The sequence below is a fragment of the Nocardia sp. NPDC058499 genome (assembly GCF_042719915.1).
GTDB lineage: Bacteria > Actinomycetota > Actinomycetes > Mycobacteriales > Mycobacteriaceae > Nocardia.
On the sequence record NZ_JBHXMZ010000004.1, the window covers coordinates 606,548 to 625,702 of the forward strand.

Sequence of the window (19,155 nt, forward strand, 5' to 3'; positions counted from 1 at the left end):
GTTCAGGGAGTGCGGAGGGCACGTCACCTCGTCCATGAGGTGACCGGTGGTCTCGAGCCGCAGCGGGCATCCGCGGGGCCGGCGCAGAAGGTGGCTAGCCTGAGCTGATGCGCCGGCTGAGCGTTATCGACGGTATTTTCCAGCGAACCCATCAGGGTATGGGCACACCTATCGCGCTCCAGGGGCTGTGGCGGACGGCGGACCCGGTGGATCGCGCCCGGCTCGACCGGTTGCACGACGCCCTGCGCGTGGGCCCGCTCGGCCGCCGGGTCGTGCGGTCCGGAGTCCCCGGTGCCCGGGACCGCTGGCAGACCAGTATTCGCGCCCACCCGCTCGATATGGCGCCGGCACCACTTCGTGCGGAAGAGATCTTGCCCTGGGCAGACGGACGGGGTGCGGATCTGGACCCACGGCACGGCCCCGGCTGGCGCCTGTCGGCAGCGCCGCTCACCGACGGTGGCACGGTCGTCGCCCTCACCTGTTCACACGTTCTCGCCGACGCCCGGGGACTGGTAATCGCCGTCGAGCAGGCGCTCGGTGCACCGGCCGGCAACGGCCCGGACTTCGAATCCGGGCGGGGCTTCGAATCCGGGCGGGGCTTCGAATCCGGGCGGGACTTCGAATCCGGGCGGGTCCTCGCGCCCGGCCCGGACCTCCTACGCGGGTCCGACCTCGACAACCGCCCCGGCGGCAGTGCGCAGCCGGGGGGCGATCCGGAGTCGGACTGGGTCGACGCCGCCGAAACCTGCGCTACGGTCTTCGCCGGTACCGTCCGTGCCGCGCGAACCGTACTCCGGCGGGCGCGGTCCGCGGGGTGTTTCCGACTCTGGTGTCGGTGGCATGAAATACCAGCGATGCGGTTGCGTAAGACGCCGGCAGCGATGCCCGCCGCAAGCCGGTCAGGCAGGAAAATCGGACCCGGAGAGTTGCGCACCGCTGCTGATCCGGCGGGATACGCGCAGTCGGGGTCGCCCGTCGACTCGGCCGGCGGCTCGCCCGGACCCGGGGTGGGGGGTTCTGCTGTGGTCAGCCGCGACGCGGGCGAGACAGGCAACCCCGCCACGGGCCGGGAACCGCCAGGCGACGGTCACGGAGCCGGAGCTGGGGTGCGCGAACCCCGAGATGGTGGTCACGGGACCGGAGCCGGGGTGCGCGGAACCCGAGACGGTGGACACGGAATTCGAGGCGGCGGTCGCGCGCCCGACTCCGATTCCGGTGACCCGGCCGGAACCACCGTCCCGCACGCCGACCTGCCCGTGCCGGCGCTGGTGCTGCGGTGTCCCGGCCGGGAATGGGACAGGATAGCCGCGGCGGGCGGCGGTACGCCGAACAGTTTGTTCATCTGGTTCGTGGCGAACACGCTGTGGGCCACGGGCTTTCCCGATCGGGGGATCGCGGCCAGCCTGCCGGTGGACACCCGCGACGAACCCCGGATCGATAACGATCTCGCGATGACCGAGATCGTCGTCGCCCCCGGTGATGATCCCGGCGAGATCCGCGCGAAGAGTCGCGCCGCCTACGAACGGCGGATTTCGAGCCCCGGCGGACTGCCGGAGGAGTTCCTGCATCTCGTTCCGGATCGGGTGGCGTATCTGCTGTCCCGGGGTGCCGGGGAACGCGACATCCTGTGTTCGAATATCGGCCCGATACCGGCGCCGCTGCACACCCTCGGCCCGCACGACTGCACCGGTGTCGCCGCCCGCGCCATCCATCCGGGGCTCACCTACGCGCGCCGCCCACGGACCCGGTTGTCCGGCTATCTGTGCCGGTTCCGCGGTGACTATCTGCTGACTCTGGCGAGTCTCGATCCCGAGCGGGTATCCGATACCGACCGGCTCCACCGGCTCGCCGTGGATACCGCGCGGCGTATCGGCCTGCCCATGGTGCCGTGGTGATGGACGAACATGGGCCCCCACACGGCCGACGGCGTAAGAGGCGTCCGCGGCCGCGAGCCGAGGTCAGCGGTTATCGCGGTACCAGCGGATGAGACCGTCCGTCGAGGAATCGCCCTGCGGCGCAGGGTCTTCGGCCGAGGTGAGCAGCGGCGCCAGCTCGAGCGCCTGCTGTTTACCGAGTTCCACACCCCACTGGTCGAAACTGTCGATACCCCAGATCACTCCCGCCACGAACACCTGATGTTCGTAGAGCGCGATCAGTTGCCCGAGTACTGCGGGCGTCAACTGCGGCGCCAGGATCGTCGTACTCGGGCGATTCCCGGGCATCACCTTGTGCGGCACCAGTTCCGGGGGTGTGCCTTCCGCAGCGATCTCCTCGGCGGTTTTCCCGAACGCGAGAACCTTGGTCTGCGCGAACAGGTTGCTCATCAGAATGTCGTGCATACTGCCGGTGCCGTCGCGGGTGGGCAGATCGTCGGTCGGCCGAGCGAAGCCGATGAAATCGGCGGGAATGAGCCGGGTCCCCTGATGCAGCAGCTGATAGAACGCGTGCTGGCCGTTGGTACCCGGTTCGCCCCAGAAGATCTCACCGGTGGACGTGGTCACCGGGGTGCCGTCGGCGCGCACCGATTTACCGTTCGACTCCATGGTGAGCTGCTGCAGATAGGCCGGGAAACGGGCCAGATCGTTCGAATACGGGAGTACCGCACGGGATTGGGCGCCGAAGAAATTCGAGTACCACACGCCCAGCAGCGCCAGCAGCATCGGCGCGTTGGTTTCCGGCGGCGCAGTCGCGAAATGGCGGTCCATGGTGTGCATACCGGCCAGGAACTCGGCGAACCGATCCGGGCCCACCGTGACCATCACCGACAACCCGATGGCCGAATCCACCGAATACCGGCCGCCCACCCAATCCCAGAAGCCGAACATATTGGCCGTATCGATCCCGAATTCGGCCACCCGCTCGGCATTCGTGGAAACCGCCACGAAGTGTTTCGCCACCGCGTCCGCACCCAGTGCGCCGGTCAACCAGCGGCGGGCAGCCGTCGCGTTGGTCAGGGTCTCCAAGGTGGAGAAGGTTTTCGAGGCGACGATGAACAGGGTGGTGGCCGGGTCCAGGCCGGCCAGCTTCGCCACCAGATCGGCCGGATCGACATTGGATACGAAACGGGCGTCGATCCCGGCGTCCACATAGTGCCGCAGCGCCTGATGCACCATCACCGGACCGAGATCCGAACCGCCGATACCGATATTGACCACGGTGTGGATCCGCTGCCCGGTGGCGCCGCGCCACTGCCCGGAACGGACGTCGTCGGCGAAAGCGCGCATCCGGTCGAGCACCTCGTGCACCGCGGCACCAGCGTCCTCGCCATCGATGGTCACCGAAGTGCCCGGCGGTAGCCGCAATGCCGTATGCCCGACCGCGCGATCCTCGGAGGTGTTGATATGGCGACCCTGCAGCATCCGGTCCCGCTGCGCTGCCACCCCGGCCTCATCCGCCAAATCGGCCAGCAGGCGCAATGTTTCCCGGGTGATCCGGTGCTTGCTGTAATCGATCAGCAGATCACCGGCGGTCACTCTCAGATCACGGCCACGCGCCGGATCGTCGGCGAACATGTCCCTGAGCCGGAGGGCGGCGATCGCCTCGTGATGATCCTGCAATTTCCGCCATGCCGCCGATGCGGTGATGTCGACGCTCACACCAGCCGAGCGTACAAGCTCTGTCTATGGCGCGCCTTCGGCGCGCGGGGTTTGGCCCCCTTTGGTCCATGCGTTCAGCCCTCGATGCTCGCGCCTGCGGCGCATCGCATCGAGGGCTGAACGCATGGACGGGCCAAACCCTGGAGGGGCCTCGCTGGACTCGGCGCCATGAACATTGGCTTCGCGAGCCGCCATGAACATTGGCTTCGCGAGCCGCCATGAACATTGTCCTCGCGAGCCGCCATGAACATTGTCCTCGCGAGCCGCCATGAACATTGTCCTCGCGAGCCGCCATGAACATTGTCCTCGCGAGCCGCCACTAATACTGTCTTCGCGAGCCGGGGATATTGTGGGGTTCGCGGCCTAGGCTGAGGTTCATGGCTTCAGAAACCGATGTACTCGATTCTGTACCGAAGCAGCTGTGGATCGGCGGCCCCGTCGATGCCACCGGTGGCGGCACGTTCGGCGTGCACAACCCGGCGAACGGGGAAGTGGTTGCCGAGGTCGCGGACGCCACCCCCGAGGACGCCGTGCGGGCGCTGGATGCCGCTGTGGCGGCTCAGGCGGACTGGGCGGCGACTCCGGCGCGGGAGCGAGGCGAAATCCTGCGGGCGGTGTTCGAGCGGATCACCGCGCGGGCGGAGGACTTCGCGTTGCTGATGACTCTGGAGATGGGCAAGGCCCTCCCCGAGAGTCGTAACGAGGTGCGTTACGGCGCCGAGTTCTTCCGCTGGTTCAGTGAGGAGGCGGCGCGGATCAGCGGCCGCTATCTGCATGCCCCGTCGGGGACCGGCCGGATCCTCGTGCACAAACAGCCGGTGGGACCGTGCCTGGCCATCACACCGTGGAATTTCCCGCTCGCGATGGGGACGCGCAAGATCGGCCCGGCCCTCGCCGCGGGCTGCACCATGATCGTGAAACCGGCGTCGGCCACCCCGCTCACCATGCTGTTGCTGGCGAAACTCTGCGCCGAGGCGGGACTGCCCGAGGGCGTGCTGTCGGTGATCACCACCCGCCGCTCGGGTGCCGTGACCCAGCCGCTGCTCGACGACCCCCGGCTGCGCAAACTCACCTTCACCGGCTCCACCGAGGTCGGCCGCTCGCTGGTCGAGAAATCCGCGCACGGTCTGCTGCGCACCTCGATGGAGCTCGGCGGGAACGCGCCGTTCGTGGTGTTCGACGATGCCGATATCGACGCCGCTGTCCAGGGCGCCATGCTGGCGAAACTGCGCAACGGTGGGGAAGCGTGTACGGCGGCGAACCGGTTCCACGTGCAGCGCGGGGTGCTGGCCGAGTTCACCGACAAATTCGCGGCAGCCATGAACGAGCAGGTCAAGATGGGCCCCGGTACCGACCCGGACACCACACTGGGCCCGCTCATCAATTCCGAACAGCTCACCACGGTGTCCGAGCTGGTCGACGACGCGGTATCCGCCGGTGCGACCGTGCGTCTGGGCGGTAAGGCCCCCGGCGGTCCGGGCTGGTTCTACCCGGCGACCATCCTGACCGATATCCCCGATGGCGCGCGGATCCTGCGCGAGGAGGTGTTCGGCCCGGTCGCCCCGATCGTCGCCTTCGATACCGAAGAGGAGGGGCTGGCCGCCGCCAACGACACCGAATTCGGGTTGGTCAGCTACATCTACACGCGGGATCTCGACCGGGCGCTACGGGTCGCGGAAGGTCTGGAGAGCGGCATGGTGGGAGTGAACCGCGGTGTCATCTCGGATCCCGCCGCGCCGTTCGGTGGTGTGAAGGCCTCCGGATTCGGCCGGGAGGGCGGCACCGAGGGGATCGAGGAGTATTTGTCCACGAAGTACATCGCGATGACCTGAGCCGCGATATACGACCGCCCCGGGGCGTCGACACCCGGGGCGGTTCGCGGCAGTGCGGCGGTCTGCGGGCCGCCGCGTGTGGTTTCCGGTGGGCTACCGGCCGAGCCGGCCGCGACCGAGCCGCAGCAGCAGCATCGCCAGCGTATGACCCTCCTGGCCCAGCTCGCTGAAGCGTTCCAGCACCTTCATCTCCCGGCTGTGCACCAGCCGGGTGCCGCCGGAGGCCATCCGGGTGCGGCCGATAACGCGGGAGATCTCGGTCCGGCGTTTGATCGCCGCCAGGATCTCCGCGTCGAGCTGGTCGATTTCCTTACGAAGCTTCTCGATCTCGGCTTCGGTCCGAGGGAGCTCCGATTCCGTGCCGGTCGTCGAATCCGACCCGGTCGCCGTGGCGGGTGTGCTCATCATTCATCTCCTCGTGTCAGAACCTGGATCGCCGTCGCACCGCTTCGCGTTACCGGTCCAGAGTTCCTTCACCGTGAAACAGACCCGATGGGTCTGGTAGTCCCGTTACCCCCTACCTGCCCCTCCCGGCCTCAGGTGCCCGGGCTGTGGTCCCGCTGTGCACCCAGCCGGAGCGGTTGTTTCACAAAAGGGCAAACCATGCTGCCAGTTTGCCACGCCCCGGAAGGTCTGCAAAGTGACGGATACCCCTGCCTGCGTAAGCCCGGGCGCCGCGGAGTTCAGCGAGACCTTGCCTGCGTAAGCCCCGGCGCCGCCGAGTTCAGCGAGACCCTGCCTGCGTAAGCCCGGGCGGCGCGGAGTTCAGCGAGACCCTGCCTGCGTAAGCCTGAGCGCCGCCGAGTTCAGCGAGGCCCTGGGCGGGTTTTGGCCCGTCCATGCGTTCAGCTCGCGAGACAATGCGCCGAAGGCGCGAGTATCGCGAGCTGAACGCATGGACCAATGGGGCCAAAACCCAGCGCGCGCCAGCGCGCAAATAAACACAGCGGTAGCGTGAACAACCGATGGACACTACGGCTGCAACTCGTTCGGATTCGCATTCCCGCCCTCAGCGCTCGGCCGCCGGTCGCTCGGGTTCCGGCGCGGGCGAGCACGGTCCGGACGCGCCGACGCTACCCGGGTTGGAAACGGCGGGCGTCCCGCCGCGTCCGCAGCTGCCCGGCACCCCGGCGAGCGGTGGGCCGCAGGGCGGGCTGGCGGCGCTGCAGCGCCGGGTACAGGCCGAGCAGGCCCAGCAGCGTACCGAGTCGGCGCAGCGGCGCTCCGCGGAGCTGCTGGAAGGGCTCAATCCGCAGCAGCGTGCGGCCGTGCTGCACAGCGGCGGGCCGCTGTTGATCGTGGCCGGGGCGGGGTCGGGTAAGACCGCCGTGCTCACCCGGCGGATCGCGTACCTGCTGGCCGAGCGTGGGGTCACTCCCGGCCAGGTGCTGGCCATCACGTTCACCAACAAGGCCGCGGCGGAGATGCGGGAGCGGGTCATCGAGCTGGTCGGTCCGCGGGCCGCCAGTATGTGGGTGTCGACCTTCCACTCCAGTTGTGTGCGAATTCTGCGCACCCAGTCGGCGCTGCTGCCGGGGATGAATTCGAATTTCTCGATCTACGACGCCGACGATTCGCGCCGGCTGCTCACCATGATCGGCCGGGATCTCGAGCTGGATCCCAAGAAGTTCGCGGCGCGCATGCTGGCTACCGCCATCTCGAACCTGAAGAACGAGCTGATCGGCCCGGAGCAGGCGAGTTCGGATGCCGAATTCGAGGATGCCGAACTGCCGCGGATCGTCGCCCGTGTCTACACCGAGTACCAGCGGCGGCTGCGGGCCGCGAACGCGCTCGATTTCGATGATCTCATCGGCGAGACCGTCGGCCTGCTGCAGAAACATCCGGAGGTCGCCGAGTACTACCGCCGGCGTTTCCGGCATGTGCTGGTCGACGAATACCAGGACACCAACCACGCACAATATGTGCTGGTCCGGGAACTGGTCGGGCACGGCGCGGCCGATCCGGCGGCGGCGACCGAAGCCGCCGATACCGAGGCCGGGGCGGCGGCCGCCGTCGATACCGAGTCTCCGTCTGCGCCGTCTGTGCCGCCCAGCGAACTCTGCGTGGTCGGTGATGCCGACCAGTCCATCTACGCGTTCCGCGGCGCCACCATCCGCAATATCGAGGAATTCGAACGTGATTTCCCCGATGCCGAGACCATCCTGCTGGAGCAGAACTACCGCTCCACCCAGAACATCCTGACCGCCGCCAACGCCGTCATCGCCCGCAACACCAACCGGCGCGATAAGCGATTGTGGACCGATGCCGGTGAAGGCGAGCTGATCACCGGGTACGTCGCCGACAACGAGCACGACGAGGCCGCGTTCGTCGCCCGGGAGATCGACCGCCTGGTGGACGCGGGCGAGGCCGGCTACTCCGATATCGCCGTGTTCTACCGGACCAACAACAACTCCCGTGCGCTGGAGGAGATCTTCATCCGGATGGGGCTGCCGTACAAGGTGGTCGGCGGGGTGCGGTTCTATGAGCGTAAGGAAGTGCGCGATATCGTCGCCTACCTGCGGGTGCTCGAGAATCCCGACGATGCGGTGAGTCTGCGCCGGATTCTCAACACCCCGCGCCGCGGGATCGGTGACCGCGCCGAGGCCTGTGTCGCCGTCCACGCCGAACAGCGCGGTATCGGTTTCGCGGAGGCCCTGCGTGATGCCGCCGCCGGCGAAGTGGCTCTGCTGAATACCCGGGCGCGTAACGCGATCGCCGGTTTCGTCGCACTGCTCGAGCAGATCCGGGCCGCGGGGGAAATGGACGAGCTCGATTTCCCGGATGTCGGGGCGGTGGTCGAGGCCGTTCTGGACCGCACCGGCTACCGGGCGGAACTGGAATCCTCGGACGATCCGCAGGACGGTGCACGTCTGGACAACCTCAACGAACTGGTCAGCGTGGCCCGCGAATTCAGTTCCGAGGCCCGTAATGCCGTGGAAGCCGCTCGCGCCGAGGGTTTCGTACCGGAAGCGGGGGAGGGTGAGCCCGAACCGGGTTCGCTGGCCGCGTTCTTGGAACGGGTCTCCCTGGTGGCCGATGCCGACCAGATTCCCGACGAAGGGTCGGGCATGGTGACCATGATGACCCTGCACACCGCGAAGGGCCTGGAGTTCCCGGTGGTCTTCGTCACCGGGTGGGAGGACGGGCAGTTCCCGCATCTGCGGGCGCTCGGCGACCCGGCCGAATTGGCCGAGGAGCGGCGGCTGGCCTACGTCGGTATCACTCGCGCACGCCGCCGCCTGTATCTGACTCGCGCCGTGGTCCGTTCGGCCTGGGGGCAGCCGGTGTTCAATCCGGAGTCGCGGTTCCTGCAGGAGGTTCCGGACCATCTCATCGACTGGCAGCGGCTCGAGCCGAAACGTTCGTCGGCGCCCACGCAGTACGGCCGGCGCCGGGATGCGGAATCCGCCGGCGACGATTGGACCGGTGGCTGGCCCCGCGGCCGGGAAACGCGCCCCGGTCCGCGCGAGGGCCGGTCGGCGCGGGTCGCCCGCAACAATGTCGGGCTGGTGCTGGCGGTCGGTGATCGGGTCAGCGACGACAAGTACGGGCTGGGCCGGGTGGTCGCGGCCGACGGGGTCGGCGATATGGCCAGTGTGACGATCGATTTCGGCAGCAACGGCAAGATCCGGCTGATCCCGAAGTTCAGTCAAACCCTGACCAAGCTCTAGCCGATCCCCGGGTGCGGCGTTAGGTTTCGGTCATGAAGTCTGTTGCGCAGCATCTGATGTGGTTCCTGCCGATGCTCTGGCTCGGCATGGTGCTGGCGATCTCGTTCCTGGAGACGCCGCTGAAGTTCCGCGCGCCCGGGGTGACCACGGCGCTCGGGCTGGGGATCGGCCGGATCGTTTTCCGGGCGCTGAACACGGTGGAATCGGTGCTGGCGGTACTGCTGTTGGCCGCCGCGGTGGTGCTCGGACCGCCGGGCGCGGTCTGGCTGTGGCTGGGTCTCGCCGTCGGGATCCTGCTGGTCCAGATAGCGGTGGTACGACCACCGCTGTCGCGACGGTCCGACCGGGTGCTCGCGGGAGAGGAACTGCCGCGCTCGACAGCGCACTACTGGTACATCGGCCTGGAAGTGGCCAAGGTGGTCGTCCTGATCGGGCTGGCGATCGTCGCGGCGCCCTGACCGTGGTGCCGGCGAGATCCCCGGACACGGTACTCGAGACATCCCCGGGTGGATCGCCGCGGGGAACGCCGCTCAGTCGCTGTTGTCGGTGAGGCTGATACCACGGGTGGCGAGCCAGGGAATCGGGTCGATCTTATCGCTGCCGTTGAGCCACACCTCGAAATGGACGTGCGGGCCGGTGGAGAAACCACGATTACCCATCGTGGCGATCTGGTCGCCCGCGAGCACGTACTCGCCCACCGACACCGTGGTGGTATCGACATGGCCGTAGACGGTGATGGTTCCATCGGCGTGCAGGACCCGGACCCACATGCCGAAGCCCGCTGCCGGCCCGGCGTCGATGATCTCGCCGTCGGCCACCGCATAGATGGGAGTCCCGATCGGTGCGGCGATATCCACGCCCAGATGCTGCACACCCCAACGGGCACCGAAACCGGAAGTGAAGGATCCCGCGGCCGCGAAATGTGCGAACAGCGGCCGATATTTGGCCTCCTCGGCCGCGGCCAGATCCTTCGCGAACTCCGCGCCGTTGGCCAGCATCTCGCCGAAGCGGCTCGTGTCGACCGAGGCCCCTTCGGTGAGCATCTGTGGTGAATGCGGATCGACGGCAGCCGGTCCTTCGGTGGCCATCGATTGGGCGGCGATTTCGTGCACCGAGCCCGCGGCCTCGTAATCGGTGGCCTGTTCCGCTTTCTGCTGCTCGCCGGGCGCGGCGGTGGCGCACTGCCCGGCCGCGACAACGGCGCCGGCCGCGACCGCGACCACCGCGGCCCGGCCCTTGAGCGCGGACGGCGGGGCGGCGACCCGATGGGCGCCGCGGGAGCGGGCCGGTCGTGATTCGTCGTCGGTCTCGGGCTTCCCCGGACCCTTCGCCAACGCCTCGGCTATCGAGCCGGGACGGTCGTACGGCGCGGGGTCGCCGGGGGCGGGCTCGTCGGCCCAGGTCTGCGCCTCGGTCCAGCTCTGGTGGCTGTTCCAGTTCGGATCGCTGTGCCAGGCGGGTTTATCGCTGTGGTTCCAGCCGTCCTCCCCGTGCCAGTCGCGACCCGACCAGGCGGTCGTCTGCGGCTCCGGCGGCGGTCCGGCCTGCGGCGCCGACCAGGCGGCCCGGTGTTCCCGACGGGTGGGCTCCGGCCCGGACCACGCCGTGTTCTGCGGCTCGGACCACGCCGTGTTCTGCGGATCGGACCACGCAGCGGCCTGCGGATCGGCCCATGTCGCCGATTGCGGCTCGGACCACCCGGTGGTCTGCGGATCGGACGGAACCCGGCCGTTGTAGGCGTCGCTGGATTCGGCCCAGCTCTGGTTGGCCGACCAGAAATCGTCGGCGGCGCTGCGCTGGGAATCGCCGCGCTGGGAGTCCGCGGCAGCGGAGGCTGCGGCGGTGTTCAGCGGACGCCTGCGTGCCCGGCTGTCGCCGGGGGCGCCGAAAGCATTGAACGGCTGGGGGGCTTCGGCGGCCGGTGCACTGTTGCTGCGGGACCGGTGCCGGTGGCCGTTGTGGGCATCCAGGGTGCCGTGGTGGTTCATCAGCGGATCCGCATCCGATCGGCCATCCGAAGGGTTGTCCAGGGAATACGTCCGGCCGAAGCGGAACGCGGTGGGAAGGCTGTCACCGAACGGCTCTGCGACTGCGGAGCGGTGTGCTGCGTCAAGCTGCCGTCCTCTCTTAACCTGCTCACGGGAGCAACATCACGGAGATCTCTACTCGCGCGACAACCGGATGCGCAAGCAACCACGCCTGGCCGACGCTCGTGATCGGGCTGTGACATCGATCGGTTCGACGGTAACGAAACGATTGCGACGCGGCAAGCGGTAGGACGAATCCAAACGTTACTGTGACATTGATCACGTTTCGGCGTTGTGATAGCTCACCATCGGAAACGTTGTGCAGTGATACCGGAACCCTTATCGCGGGGCGTGGCCCGTTGTGTGCCCACGCCGTCCGGGGTTCCACGGAAAAGCTACTCACCGGTAGCCATGGCCTGCGGGTTTGTCCGCCCCGCAGCCGCACCCGTGACCTGTGCCACTTAGGATGAACGTGCCCGATCGGCCGTCCTTATGAGTGGTTAGAGTCCGAACGACCCGCTACCGACGTCGGGCCGCCAACAAAGACGTTGTCATAGCAACGCAGACGAGACGGTGAATACATGGATCTCTTCGAATATCAGGCGAAGGAGCTCTTCGTAAAGCACGGGGTGCCTTCGTCGGAAGGCCGCGTGACCGACACTGCCGAGGACGCCCGCGCGATCGCCGCGGAAATCGGCAAACCGGTGATGATCAAATCCCAGGTGAAGGTCGGCGGCCGCGGTAAGGCCGGTGGCGTGAAGTACGCGGCCACCCCCGAGGACGCGCTGACCCACGCGAACAACATCCTCGGCCTGGACATCAAGGGGCATATCACCAAGAAGATCCTGGTGGCCGAGGCGAAGGATATCGCCGAGGAGTACTACATCTCCTTCCTGCTCGATCGCACCAACCGCACCTACCTGGCCATGTGCTCGGTCGAGGGCGGTATGGAGATCGAAGAGGTCGCCGCAACCAAGCCCGACCGGCTGGCCAAGGTGCCGGTCGACGCGGTCAAGGGTGTCGATCTCGCGTTCGCCCGCTCCATCGCCGAGCAGGGCCACCTGCCCGCCGAGGTGCTGGACGCCGCGGCGGTGACCATTCAGAAGCTGTGGGAGGTCTTCGTCGCCGAAGACGCGACCCTGGTGGAGGTCAACCCGCTGGTGCGCACCCCGCAGGACGAGATCCTGGCGCTCGACGGCAAGGTCACCCTGGACGAGAACGCCGAATTCCGGCACGCCGATCACGCGGAGTTCGCCGACAAGGACGCAACCGATCCGCTGGAGCTCAAGGCCAAGGAGAACGACCTCAACTACGTCAAGCTCGACGGTGCGGTCGGCATCATCGGCAACGGCGCCGGCCTGGTCATGTCCACTCTGGACGTCGTCGCCTATGCGGGTGAGAAGCACAGCGGTGTGAAGCCGGCCAACTTCCTGGATATCGGTGGCGGCGCCTCCGCCGAGGTCATGGCCAACGGCCTGGACGTCATCCTGAACGATTCCCAGGTGAAGAGCGTTTTCGTGAACGTCTTCGGTGGTATCACGGCGTGTGACGCGGTCGCCAACGGCATCGTGAAGGCGCTGGAGATCCTGGGTGACGAGGCGAATAAACCGCTGGTGGTCCGCCTGGACGGTAACCGGGTGGAGGAGGGTCGCAAGATCCTCGCCGAAGCCGCGCACCCGCTGGTGACGCTGGCCCAGACCATGGACGAAGGCGCCGACAAGGCCGCCGAACTCGCGGCCCGCTGAGTCGACCTACCAGGGCACGCCCAGTAAAGGACAAACAGAACTATGTCAATCTTCCTCAACAAGGACTCGAAGGTCATCGTCCAGGGCATCACCGGCGGCGAGGGCACCAAGCACACCGCCCTGATGCTGAAGGCGGGTACCCAGGTCGTCGGCGGTGTGAACGCGCGTAAGGCGGGCACCACCGTCGCGCACACCGACAAGGACGGCAACGCGGTCGAGCTGCCCGTGTTCGCCACCGTGGCCGAGGCCATGGAGAAGACCGGCGCCGATGTGTCCATCGCCTTCGTGCCGCCGAAGTTCTCCAAGGACGCCATCATCGAGGCCATCGACGCGGAGATCCCGCTGCTCGTGGTCATCACCGAGGGCATCCCGGTGCAGGACACCGCCTACGCGTGGGCCTACAACGTCGAGAAGGGCGCCAAGACCCGGATCATCGGCCCGAACTGCCCCGGCATCATCACCCCCGGTGAAGCTCTGGTCGGCATCACCCCGGCCAACATCACCGGCAAGGGCCCGATCGGGCTGGTTTCCAAGTCCGGCACCCTGACCTACCAGATGATGTACGAGCTGCGCGATTTCGGTTTCTCCACCTCCATCGGTATCGGTGGCGACCCGGTCATCGGCACCACCCACATCGACGCCATCGAGGCGTTCGAGAAGGATCCGGAGACCAAGCTGATCGTCATGATCGGCGAGATCGGCGGCGACGCCGAGGAGCGGGCCGCGGCCTACATCCAGGCCAACGTCACCAAACCGGTCGTCGGCTACGTCGCCGGGTTCACCGCGCCCGAGGGCAAGACCATGGGTCACGCGGGCGCCATCGTGTCCGGTTCGTCGGGTACCGCCCAGGCGAAGAAGGATGCGCTGGAAGCCGCGGGTGTGAAGGTCGGCAAGACGCCGTCCGAAACCGCCGCCCTGGCGCGCGAGATCCTGGAGAAGGCTGCGGTCAGCGCCTGATCTGCTCGTCCAGTGAAACTCACGGAGGCCGTCCGCGTTCCGCGGGCGGCCTTCCGTGATCATCGGTGCTTCCTGCGCTGTGTCATGGCGCCGCCTCCGGCAGCGCGGGGTTCGGGGCCCTACGGGTCTCGTTCTTCACTCCGCCGCTCCTCCGCTTCGCTCCCCCGCTCTGTCGCTCCAGAACGAGACGGGCCCCGAACCATGGAGGCTGGGTAGTCGCATGCGGGGAAACGGGGCGGGCAGGGCAGGACTGCTGACATCTCAGCCGGGGGGCACCGCTGGGGTCTGGATCGCCGGTTGTCCACAGCTGAATCCTTCGGTGATGACCGATCTGCGTGTGTGCAGTAGCGTCAGAGGGAATTCAGCTGTCAAATATGTATGACTCGACCTAGGAGACGACGACATGTCATACCCGACCGGGGGCTCCGGGTACAACGCACCCGTTCCGCCCTCCGTACCGCCCAATCCCGGCCAGCCGCAGGCGGCCGGTGGTGCGAATGCCGCTGAGGCCGGCGGGAAAGGCCTGCCGTTCTTCCTGACCATCGGTGCCGCTGCCGTGGGCGTGCTCGCCTTCCTGCTGGGCTTCCTCGCCTATGTAGGCGCGGATACCGATATGGACCTGCCCTCGTCGGCCGATACCAGCCTGAATCTCTGGGAGTACCAGGAAGCCTCGATCGGCGGCCTGCTGCTGATCGCGGGTCTGCTCGCGGGTCTGTCGCTGCTGCCGAAGCAGAACTGGGTCGGGGTTTCCGCGGCCGTCGCGACCGGTACCTTCCTCACCATCCTGTTCCAGCTGTTCACGCTGCCCGAGGGTGCCAAGGCCGAGATCGGGCTGTATCTGATCCTGGTCCTCGCGCTGGTGCAGGCCGGCCTGGCGATCGCCGTGGTGCTGTTCGATGCGGGCATCCTGTCCGCGCCGGCCGCCCGCCCGTCCGCGCCGTCCGGTTTCCCGGCCGGTCAGCAGCAGCAGGGCTACGGCCAGCAGCAGTACCAGGGCCAGCAGGGCTACGGCCAGCAGCCGGGCTACGGCCAGCAGCAGCAGTACAGCAGCGGCCAGCAGCAGCAGCCGGGCTACGGCCAGCCGGGCCAGCAGCAGGGTTACGGTCAGCAGCAGTACGGTCAGCAGCAGTCGCCGTACGCCGGTGGTCAGCAGCAGTCGCCGTACGGGCAGCCGCAGCAGCCGCAGGCGGGTTACGGTCAGCCGCAGCAGCCGGGGCAGCCGGCCCAGCCGTTCGGCGGTGAACAGGGCTCCGACCCGGCCGGTGACGCCACCCGCGCGTTCCGCCAGTCCGACGACCAGAAGTGATCCTCGGCGGTCCCCGGCGCGGCGCGCCTGAAGCGCCCGCGCCGGGGCAGCTGCCACTCTGAAATCCATGAGTGCCCCGCGTACCTCGTCGAACCGACCGTTCCGGGGCGGGCGCCGGGTCTCGGCGTCTCCGGCCGGTGAACCGGGTTCGCTCGCCTTACCACCCGACCGCGCCCGGGTGTTGCTCTACGTCGCATTCCGGCCCGCGGCCTTCGCCCTGGCCGTCATCGTGGTCGCGGTACTCGCGACACTGCTCACCGCCGGCAGCGATCTCACCGGTCTCAGCGGTGCCGTCGCCGCGGGCTGGCTCGCGGTACATCAGGTGCCGTTGACCATCGGCACCACCACCCTGGGCCTGCTCCCCGTGCTGGCCACCGCGCTGGTGATGTGGGCCGCCGCCCGGGAAGCCGTGGCGGCCACCGGTTCCGATCCCACGCGTGCCGAAATCGGCTGGCTGCTCGGGGCCGCGGCCGGTGGGCCCCTGCTCATCACCGCCGTCTGCCTGGCCGTCACCGAAGACGCCTCTGGATCCATCGCGCTGCAACGCCCGAACCCACTGGCCGCCTTCGCCTGGGTGCTGGTCCTACATCTGCTCGCCGCGGGTTGCGGCATCGTATTCCGGTGCCGGGACCGGATTTTCGACCGTGTGCCCTACGACGCGATCGCCGCCGCCTACGTGGCCGGACGCGCAGCCCTGCGACTGCTGGCCTCCTCTGCCGCCATGATCGTCGCCGGGCTCGTACTGCACTGGTCGCAGGTCGGCGATACCTACGGTGGCGCCGAGAACTTCGTGGACGTGCTCGGCCTGACATTGCTCTCGCTGATGTACTTCCCCAACGCGGTGATCGCCGGAGTGGGCGTACTCGTCGGCCCGGGTGTCCAGTTCGGCGATGCCTCCGTCGGCGTGTTCACGGTGGTCGGCGGCCCGGTACCGGCGGTCCCCGTGCTCGCGGCCGTGCCGACCGGCCCGGCGGCACTCTGGTGGGCCGTGCTGCTGCTCGTGCCGGCGGCGATCGGTGTGTACGCCGGGGTGGAATCGGCCCGGGTGAGCTACGACCGGCCGGCCGCACCGTGGGCGTTGCTCGCCGCGGCCGGGATGGGAAGCGCCGCGCTCACCGCCCTGGCCGCGCTGGCCGGAGGTGAACTGGGGAATTTCGGCCGGCTGGGTGTCGAGCTGCCGATTTTCGCGCTCGCGGTATTCGCCTGGCTCGCCATTCCCGGGTACGCCGGTTTGCTCTACGCGCGCACCTTCCTGGTCTCGTTCCCGACCCCCCTGCTGCGCCACCCCGACGCATTGTTCGACCCATCGGACGCGGACGCCGACGACTACGACGACTATTTCCCCGGCCATCCGGAGCAGACCGCCGCCTTACCGGCCGGAAAATTGCCCGAACTGCCCGCGGATACCGCGTCCTCCGCCGACCGCTACGCGGACCTGCTGGAACAACCGCGCGACGAGCCGGTCGGCCCGCAACCGCCGCTGGATGTCGAGGTCGTGGACGGGGAGCCGGCCGAGCCCGGATCGCGGCCGCTGTCGGAATCCGGGGAGTCCGAGACCGAAATCGTCGACGCCGAGGTGGTCGAACCCGACCCGTCCGGCGACGAGACCGGCGACCGCCGCTAGCCGGTCGCCGGCCCGGGCACCGGTCAGCCCACCGCCGCCGGATCGGCCGCGAACCACGTCTACTAGGCTCTATCCGTGCCCGCGGGTCCGGTATCGCCACCGGATGGCGCCCGCCCACCGCCCCTTCGAACTCCAGGAGTAGAGCCCTGACCGCCCCGGAACCCACCGATTCCCTCCCGGCCGGCCTGGTCGTACTCGCCTCGGGAACCGGCTCGCTACTGCGCGCGCTGATCGAGGCGGCCGCAGATACCGCGTATCCGGCGCGGATCCGGGCCGTGGGCGTGGACCGGGAATGCGCCGCCGCCGAGCATGCCGCGGCCGCCGGTATTCCCGTGGTGCGGATCCCGGTCGGCGATTACCCCGACCGGGCCGCCTGGGACCGCGCGCTCACCGATTCGGTCGCCGGATACACGCCCGACCTGGTGGTGTGCGCCGGTTTCATGAAGCTGCTCGGCCCCACCTTCCTGGACCGGTTCGGTGGCCGCATCATCAACACCCACCCGGCGCTGCTGCCCGCGTTCCCCGGCGCGCACGGCGTGCGCGACGCGCTCGCCTACGGGGTCCGGGTGACCGGTAGCACGGTGCATCTGGTGGACGCCGGGGTGGACACCGGACCGATCCTGGCGCAGGAAGCGGTGCCGGTGCATCCCGATGACGACGAGCCCACCCTGCACGAGCGCATAAAAATCGTGGAGCGACGGTTGCTGGTGGATATTGTCGCCGCCGTCGCCACCCGCGGAATTGTCTCCGATGGACGAAAGGCAGTGATCCCAGATGAGCGAGTTCTCCGGTGAGTGAACGCAAAACCATCCGCCGGGCGCTGGTGAGCGTCTACGACAAGACCGGGCTCGTGGAGCTGGCGACCGCGCTGCACGCGGCGGGAGTCGAGCTGGTGTCCACCGGTTCGACCGCCGCCCGGATCGCCGACGCCGGTGTGCCGGTGACGAAGGTCGAGGAGTTGACCGGTTTCCCGGAAACTCTGGACGGCCGGGTAAAAACCCTGCACCCGCGCGTACATGCGGGCATCCTCGCCGATACCCGTAAACCCGAGCATCTCGCGCAGCTCACCGAACTCGGTGTCGAGGCGTTCCAGCTGGTGGTCGTGAACCTGTACCCGTTCAGCGAGACGGTGGCAAGCGGCGCCACCCCCGACGAATGCGTCGAGCAGATCGATATCGGTGGCCCGTCGATGGTGCGTGCCGCGGCGAAGAATCATCCGTCGGTCGCGGTGGTCGTCGACAGCGGTGACTACGACCAGGTGCGCAAGGCGGTGGCCGAGGGCGGGTTCACCCTCGCCGAACGTACCGCGCTGGCGGCCAAGGCCTTCCAGCACACCGCGAGCTACGACATGGCCGTGGCGACCTGGATGGCAGAGGCGCTGACCAGGGATAACTCCGGTGATACGGAGTTCCCGGCGTGGATCGGCGGGAGCTGGCAGCGTTCGGCGGTGCTGCGGTACGGCGAGAACCCGCATCAGGCGGCCGCCCTGTACACCGGCGGTACCGGCGATCACGGTCTGGCGCAGGCACAGCAGTTGCACGGCAAGGAGATGTCGTACAACAACTATGTCGACGCCGACGCCGCCTGGCGCGCCGCGTACGACCACACCGAGCCCGCGGTCGCGATCATCAAACACGCCAATCCCTGCGGTATCGCCGTGGGGGCCGATATCGCCGAGGCGCATCGCAAGGCCCATGCCTGTGATCCGGTCAGCGCCTACGGTGGTGTGATCGCGGCGAACCGCGAAGTCACCGTAGAGATGGCGCAGCAGGTCGCGGAGATCTTCACCGAGGTGATCGTGGCGCCGTCCTACGCCGACGGCGCGGTGGAAGTGTTGCAGCGCAAGAAGAACGTGCGCATCCTGATCTCCGAACCGCCGCGACGTGCGGGTGCGGAACTGCGCCCCATCAGCGGGGGCGCCTTGCTCCAGCAGCGCGATGTACTCGACGCGGCCGGCGACGACCCCGCCGGCTGGACGTTGGCAGCCGGCGATCCGGCGGACGCGGAAACCCTCGCCGACCTGGCATTCGCGTGGCGCGCCTGCCGGGCAGTGAAATCGAACGCAATCCTGCTCGCCCACGACGGCGCCTCGGTCGGCGTGGGAATGGGACAAGTCAACCGGGTCGACGCGGTCGGCCTCGCAGTCCAGCGGGCCGGTGACCGGGCCAAGGGCTCGGTGGCCGCCTCGGATGCGTACTTCCCCTTCCCGGACGGACCGGAGACGCTGATCCAGGCCGGTGTGCGGGCAATCGTGCAACCCGGTGGTTCGGTCCGCGACCAGGAGACCGTGGACGTAGCCCGAGCGGCCGGGGTCACGATGTATTTCACCGGCGCCCGCCACTTCGCCCACTGAGCTGTGTTTATTGGCGCCGCCTTCGGCGGCGCGGGTTTCGGCCC

General features: G+C 68.2%; 13 protein-coding genes. 10 read left to right on the plus strand and 3 right to left on the minus strand.

The genetic code is table 11. From position 1 onward, the window contains the following. Window positions 1-107: 107 nt before the first annotated feature. On the plus strand, window positions 108-1,895 hold the full coding sequence (locus tag ACFWPH_RS16155) for a hypothetical protein (RefSeq protein ID WP_378751621.1): 1,788 nt from the start codon (window positions 108-110) through the stop codon (window positions 1,893-1,895). A 63-nt stretch (window positions 1,896-1,958) separates the two neighbouring features. On the opposite strand, the gene pgi is transcribed toward ACFWPH_RS16155, so the two are convergent. After that, window positions 1,959-3,596, minus strand: coding sequence for a glucose-6-phosphate isomerase (gene pgi, locus ACFWPH_RS16160; RefSeq protein ID WP_378751623.1), 1,638 nt, complete (start codon window positions 3,594-3,596; stop codon window positions 1,959-1,961). 377 nt (window positions 3,597-3,973) lie between these two features. On the opposite strand from pgi, the gene ACFWPH_RS16165 reads away from it, so the two are divergent. Beyond that, window positions 3,974-5,428 carry an NAD-dependent succinate-semialdehyde dehydrogenase gene (locus ACFWPH_RS16165; protein WP_378751625.1) on the plus strand — a complete coding sequence of 485 codons (1,455 nt, stop codon included), beginning with the start codon at window positions 3,974-3,976 and terminating at the stop codon, window positions 5,426-5,428. Window positions 5,429-5,521: 93 nt separating this feature from the next. On the opposite strand, the gene ACFWPH_RS16170 is transcribed toward ACFWPH_RS16165, so the two are convergent. Further along, a complete protein-coding gene (locus tag ACFWPH_RS16170) occupies window positions 5,522-5,833 on the minus strand; it encodes a chorismate mutase (RefSeq protein WP_062973841.1) in 312 nt (103 codons plus the stop codon). Between the two features lie 560 nt (window positions 5,834-6,393). Here ACFWPH_RS16170 and pcrA point away from each other — a divergent pair. Together pcrA and ACFWPH_RS16180 are read left to right on the plus strand one after the other, a co-directional pair. After that, a complete protein-coding gene (gene pcrA, locus ACFWPH_RS16175; protein ID WP_378751627.1) occupies window positions 6,394-9,099 on the plus strand; it encodes a DNA helicase PcrA in 2,706 nt (901 codons plus the stop codon). A 32-nt stretch (window positions 9,100-9,131) separates the two neighbouring features. Next, on the plus strand, window positions 9,132-9,557 hold the full coding sequence (locus ACFWPH_RS16180) for a hypothetical protein (RefSeq protein ID WP_378751629.1): 426 nt from the start codon (window positions 9,132-9,134) through the stop codon (window positions 9,555-9,557). A gap of 72 nt (window positions 9,558-9,629) precedes the next feature. On the opposite strand, the gene ACFWPH_RS16185 is transcribed toward ACFWPH_RS16180, so the two are convergent. Then, window positions 9,630-11,087 (minus strand): peptidoglycan DD-metalloendopeptidase family protein, encoded by a 1,458-nt coding sequence (locus tag ACFWPH_RS16185; protein WP_378751631.1) that lies wholly within the window; start codon window positions 11,085-11,087, stop codon window positions 9,630-9,632. Between the two features lie 620 nt (window positions 11,088-11,707). Here ACFWPH_RS16185 and sucC point away from each other — a divergent pair. From sucC to purH, 6 genes are all read left to right on the plus strand, one after another. After that, complete coding sequence (gene sucC / locus ACFWPH_RS16190) at window positions 11,708-12,871, plus strand: ADP-forming succinate--CoA ligase subunit beta (protein WP_033243526.1); 1,164 nt, start codon at window positions 11,708-11,710, stop codon at window positions 12,869-12,871. Window positions 12,872-12,913: 42 nt separating this feature from the next. After that, window positions 12,914-13,828, plus strand: coding sequence for a succinate--CoA ligase subunit alpha (sucD, locus tag ACFWPH_RS16195; RefSeq protein WP_280413892.1), 915 nt, complete (start codon window positions 12,914-12,916; stop codon window positions 13,826-13,828). A 403-nt stretch (window positions 13,829-14,231) separates the two neighbouring features. Beyond that, window positions 14,232-15,134, plus strand: a complete 903-nt coding sequence (locus ACFWPH_RS16200; protein ID WP_378751634.1) for a DUF5336 domain-containing protein — start codon at window positions 14,232-14,234, stop codon at window positions 15,132-15,134. Between the two features lie 67 nt (window positions 15,135-15,201). Continuing rightward, on the plus strand, window positions 15,202-16,758 hold the full coding sequence (locus tag ACFWPH_RS16205) for a DUF6350 family protein (RefSeq protein WP_378751636.1): 1,557 nt from the start codon (window positions 15,202-15,204) through the stop codon (window positions 16,756-16,758). 146 nt (window positions 16,759-16,904) lie between these two features. After that, a complete protein-coding gene (purN, locus tag ACFWPH_RS16210) occupies window positions 16,905-17,552 on the plus strand; it encodes a phosphoribosylglycinamide formyltransferase (RefSeq protein ID WP_378751787.1) in 648 nt (215 codons plus the stop codon). Further along, on the plus strand, window positions 17,549-19,111 hold the full coding sequence (gene purH / locus ACFWPH_RS16215; protein ID WP_378751638.1) for a bifunctional phosphoribosylaminoimidazolecarboxamide formyltransferase/IMP cyclohydrolase: 1,563 nt from the start codon (window positions 17,549-17,551) through the stop codon (window positions 19,109-19,111). The genes purN and purH overlap by 4 nt, the downstream gene beginning before the upstream one ends. The last annotated feature ends 44 nt before the right edge of the window (window positions 19,112-19,155 follow it).

Bases quoted from the DNA above. Each gene is read 5' to 3' on its own strand.
- ACFWPH_RS16155 (WP_378751621.1), top strand. From the start codon at position 108: ATGCGCCGGCTGAGCGTTATCGACGGTATTTTCCAGCGAACCCATCAG.
- ACFWPH_RS16165 (WP_378751625.1), top strand. From the start codon at position 3,974: ATGGCTTCAGAAACCGATGTACTCGATTCTGTACCGAAGCAGCTGTGG.
- ACFWPH_RS16170 (WP_062973841.1), bottom strand. From the start codon at position 5,833: ATGAGCACACCCGCCACGGCGACCGGGTCGGATTCGACGACCGGCACG.
- pcrA (WP_378751627.1), top strand. From the start codon at position 6,394: ATGGACACTACGGCTGCAACTCGTTCGGATTCGCATTCCCGCCCTCAG.
- ACFWPH_RS16180 (WP_378751629.1), top strand. From the start codon at position 9,132: ATGAAGTCTGTTGCGCAGCATCTGATGTGGTTCCTGCCGATGCTCTGG.
- ACFWPH_RS16185 (WP_378751631.1), bottom strand. From the start codon at position 11,087: ATGAACCACCACGGCACCCTGGATGCCCACAACGGCCACCGGCACCGG.
- sucC (WP_033243526.1), top strand. From the start codon at position 11,708: ATGGATCTCTTCGAATATCAGGCGAAGGAGCTCTTCGTAAAGCACGGG.
- sucD (WP_280413892.1), top strand. From the start codon at position 12,914: ATGTCAATCTTCCTCAACAAGGACTCGAAGGTCATCGTCCAGGGCATC.
- ACFWPH_RS16200 (WP_378751634.1), top strand. From the start codon at position 14,232: ATGTCATACCCGACCGGGGGCTCCGGGTACAACGCACCCGTTCCGCCC.
- ACFWPH_RS16205 (WP_378751636.1), top strand. From the start codon at position 15,202: ATGAGTGCCCCGCGTACCTCGTCGAACCGACCGTTCCGGGGCGGGCGC.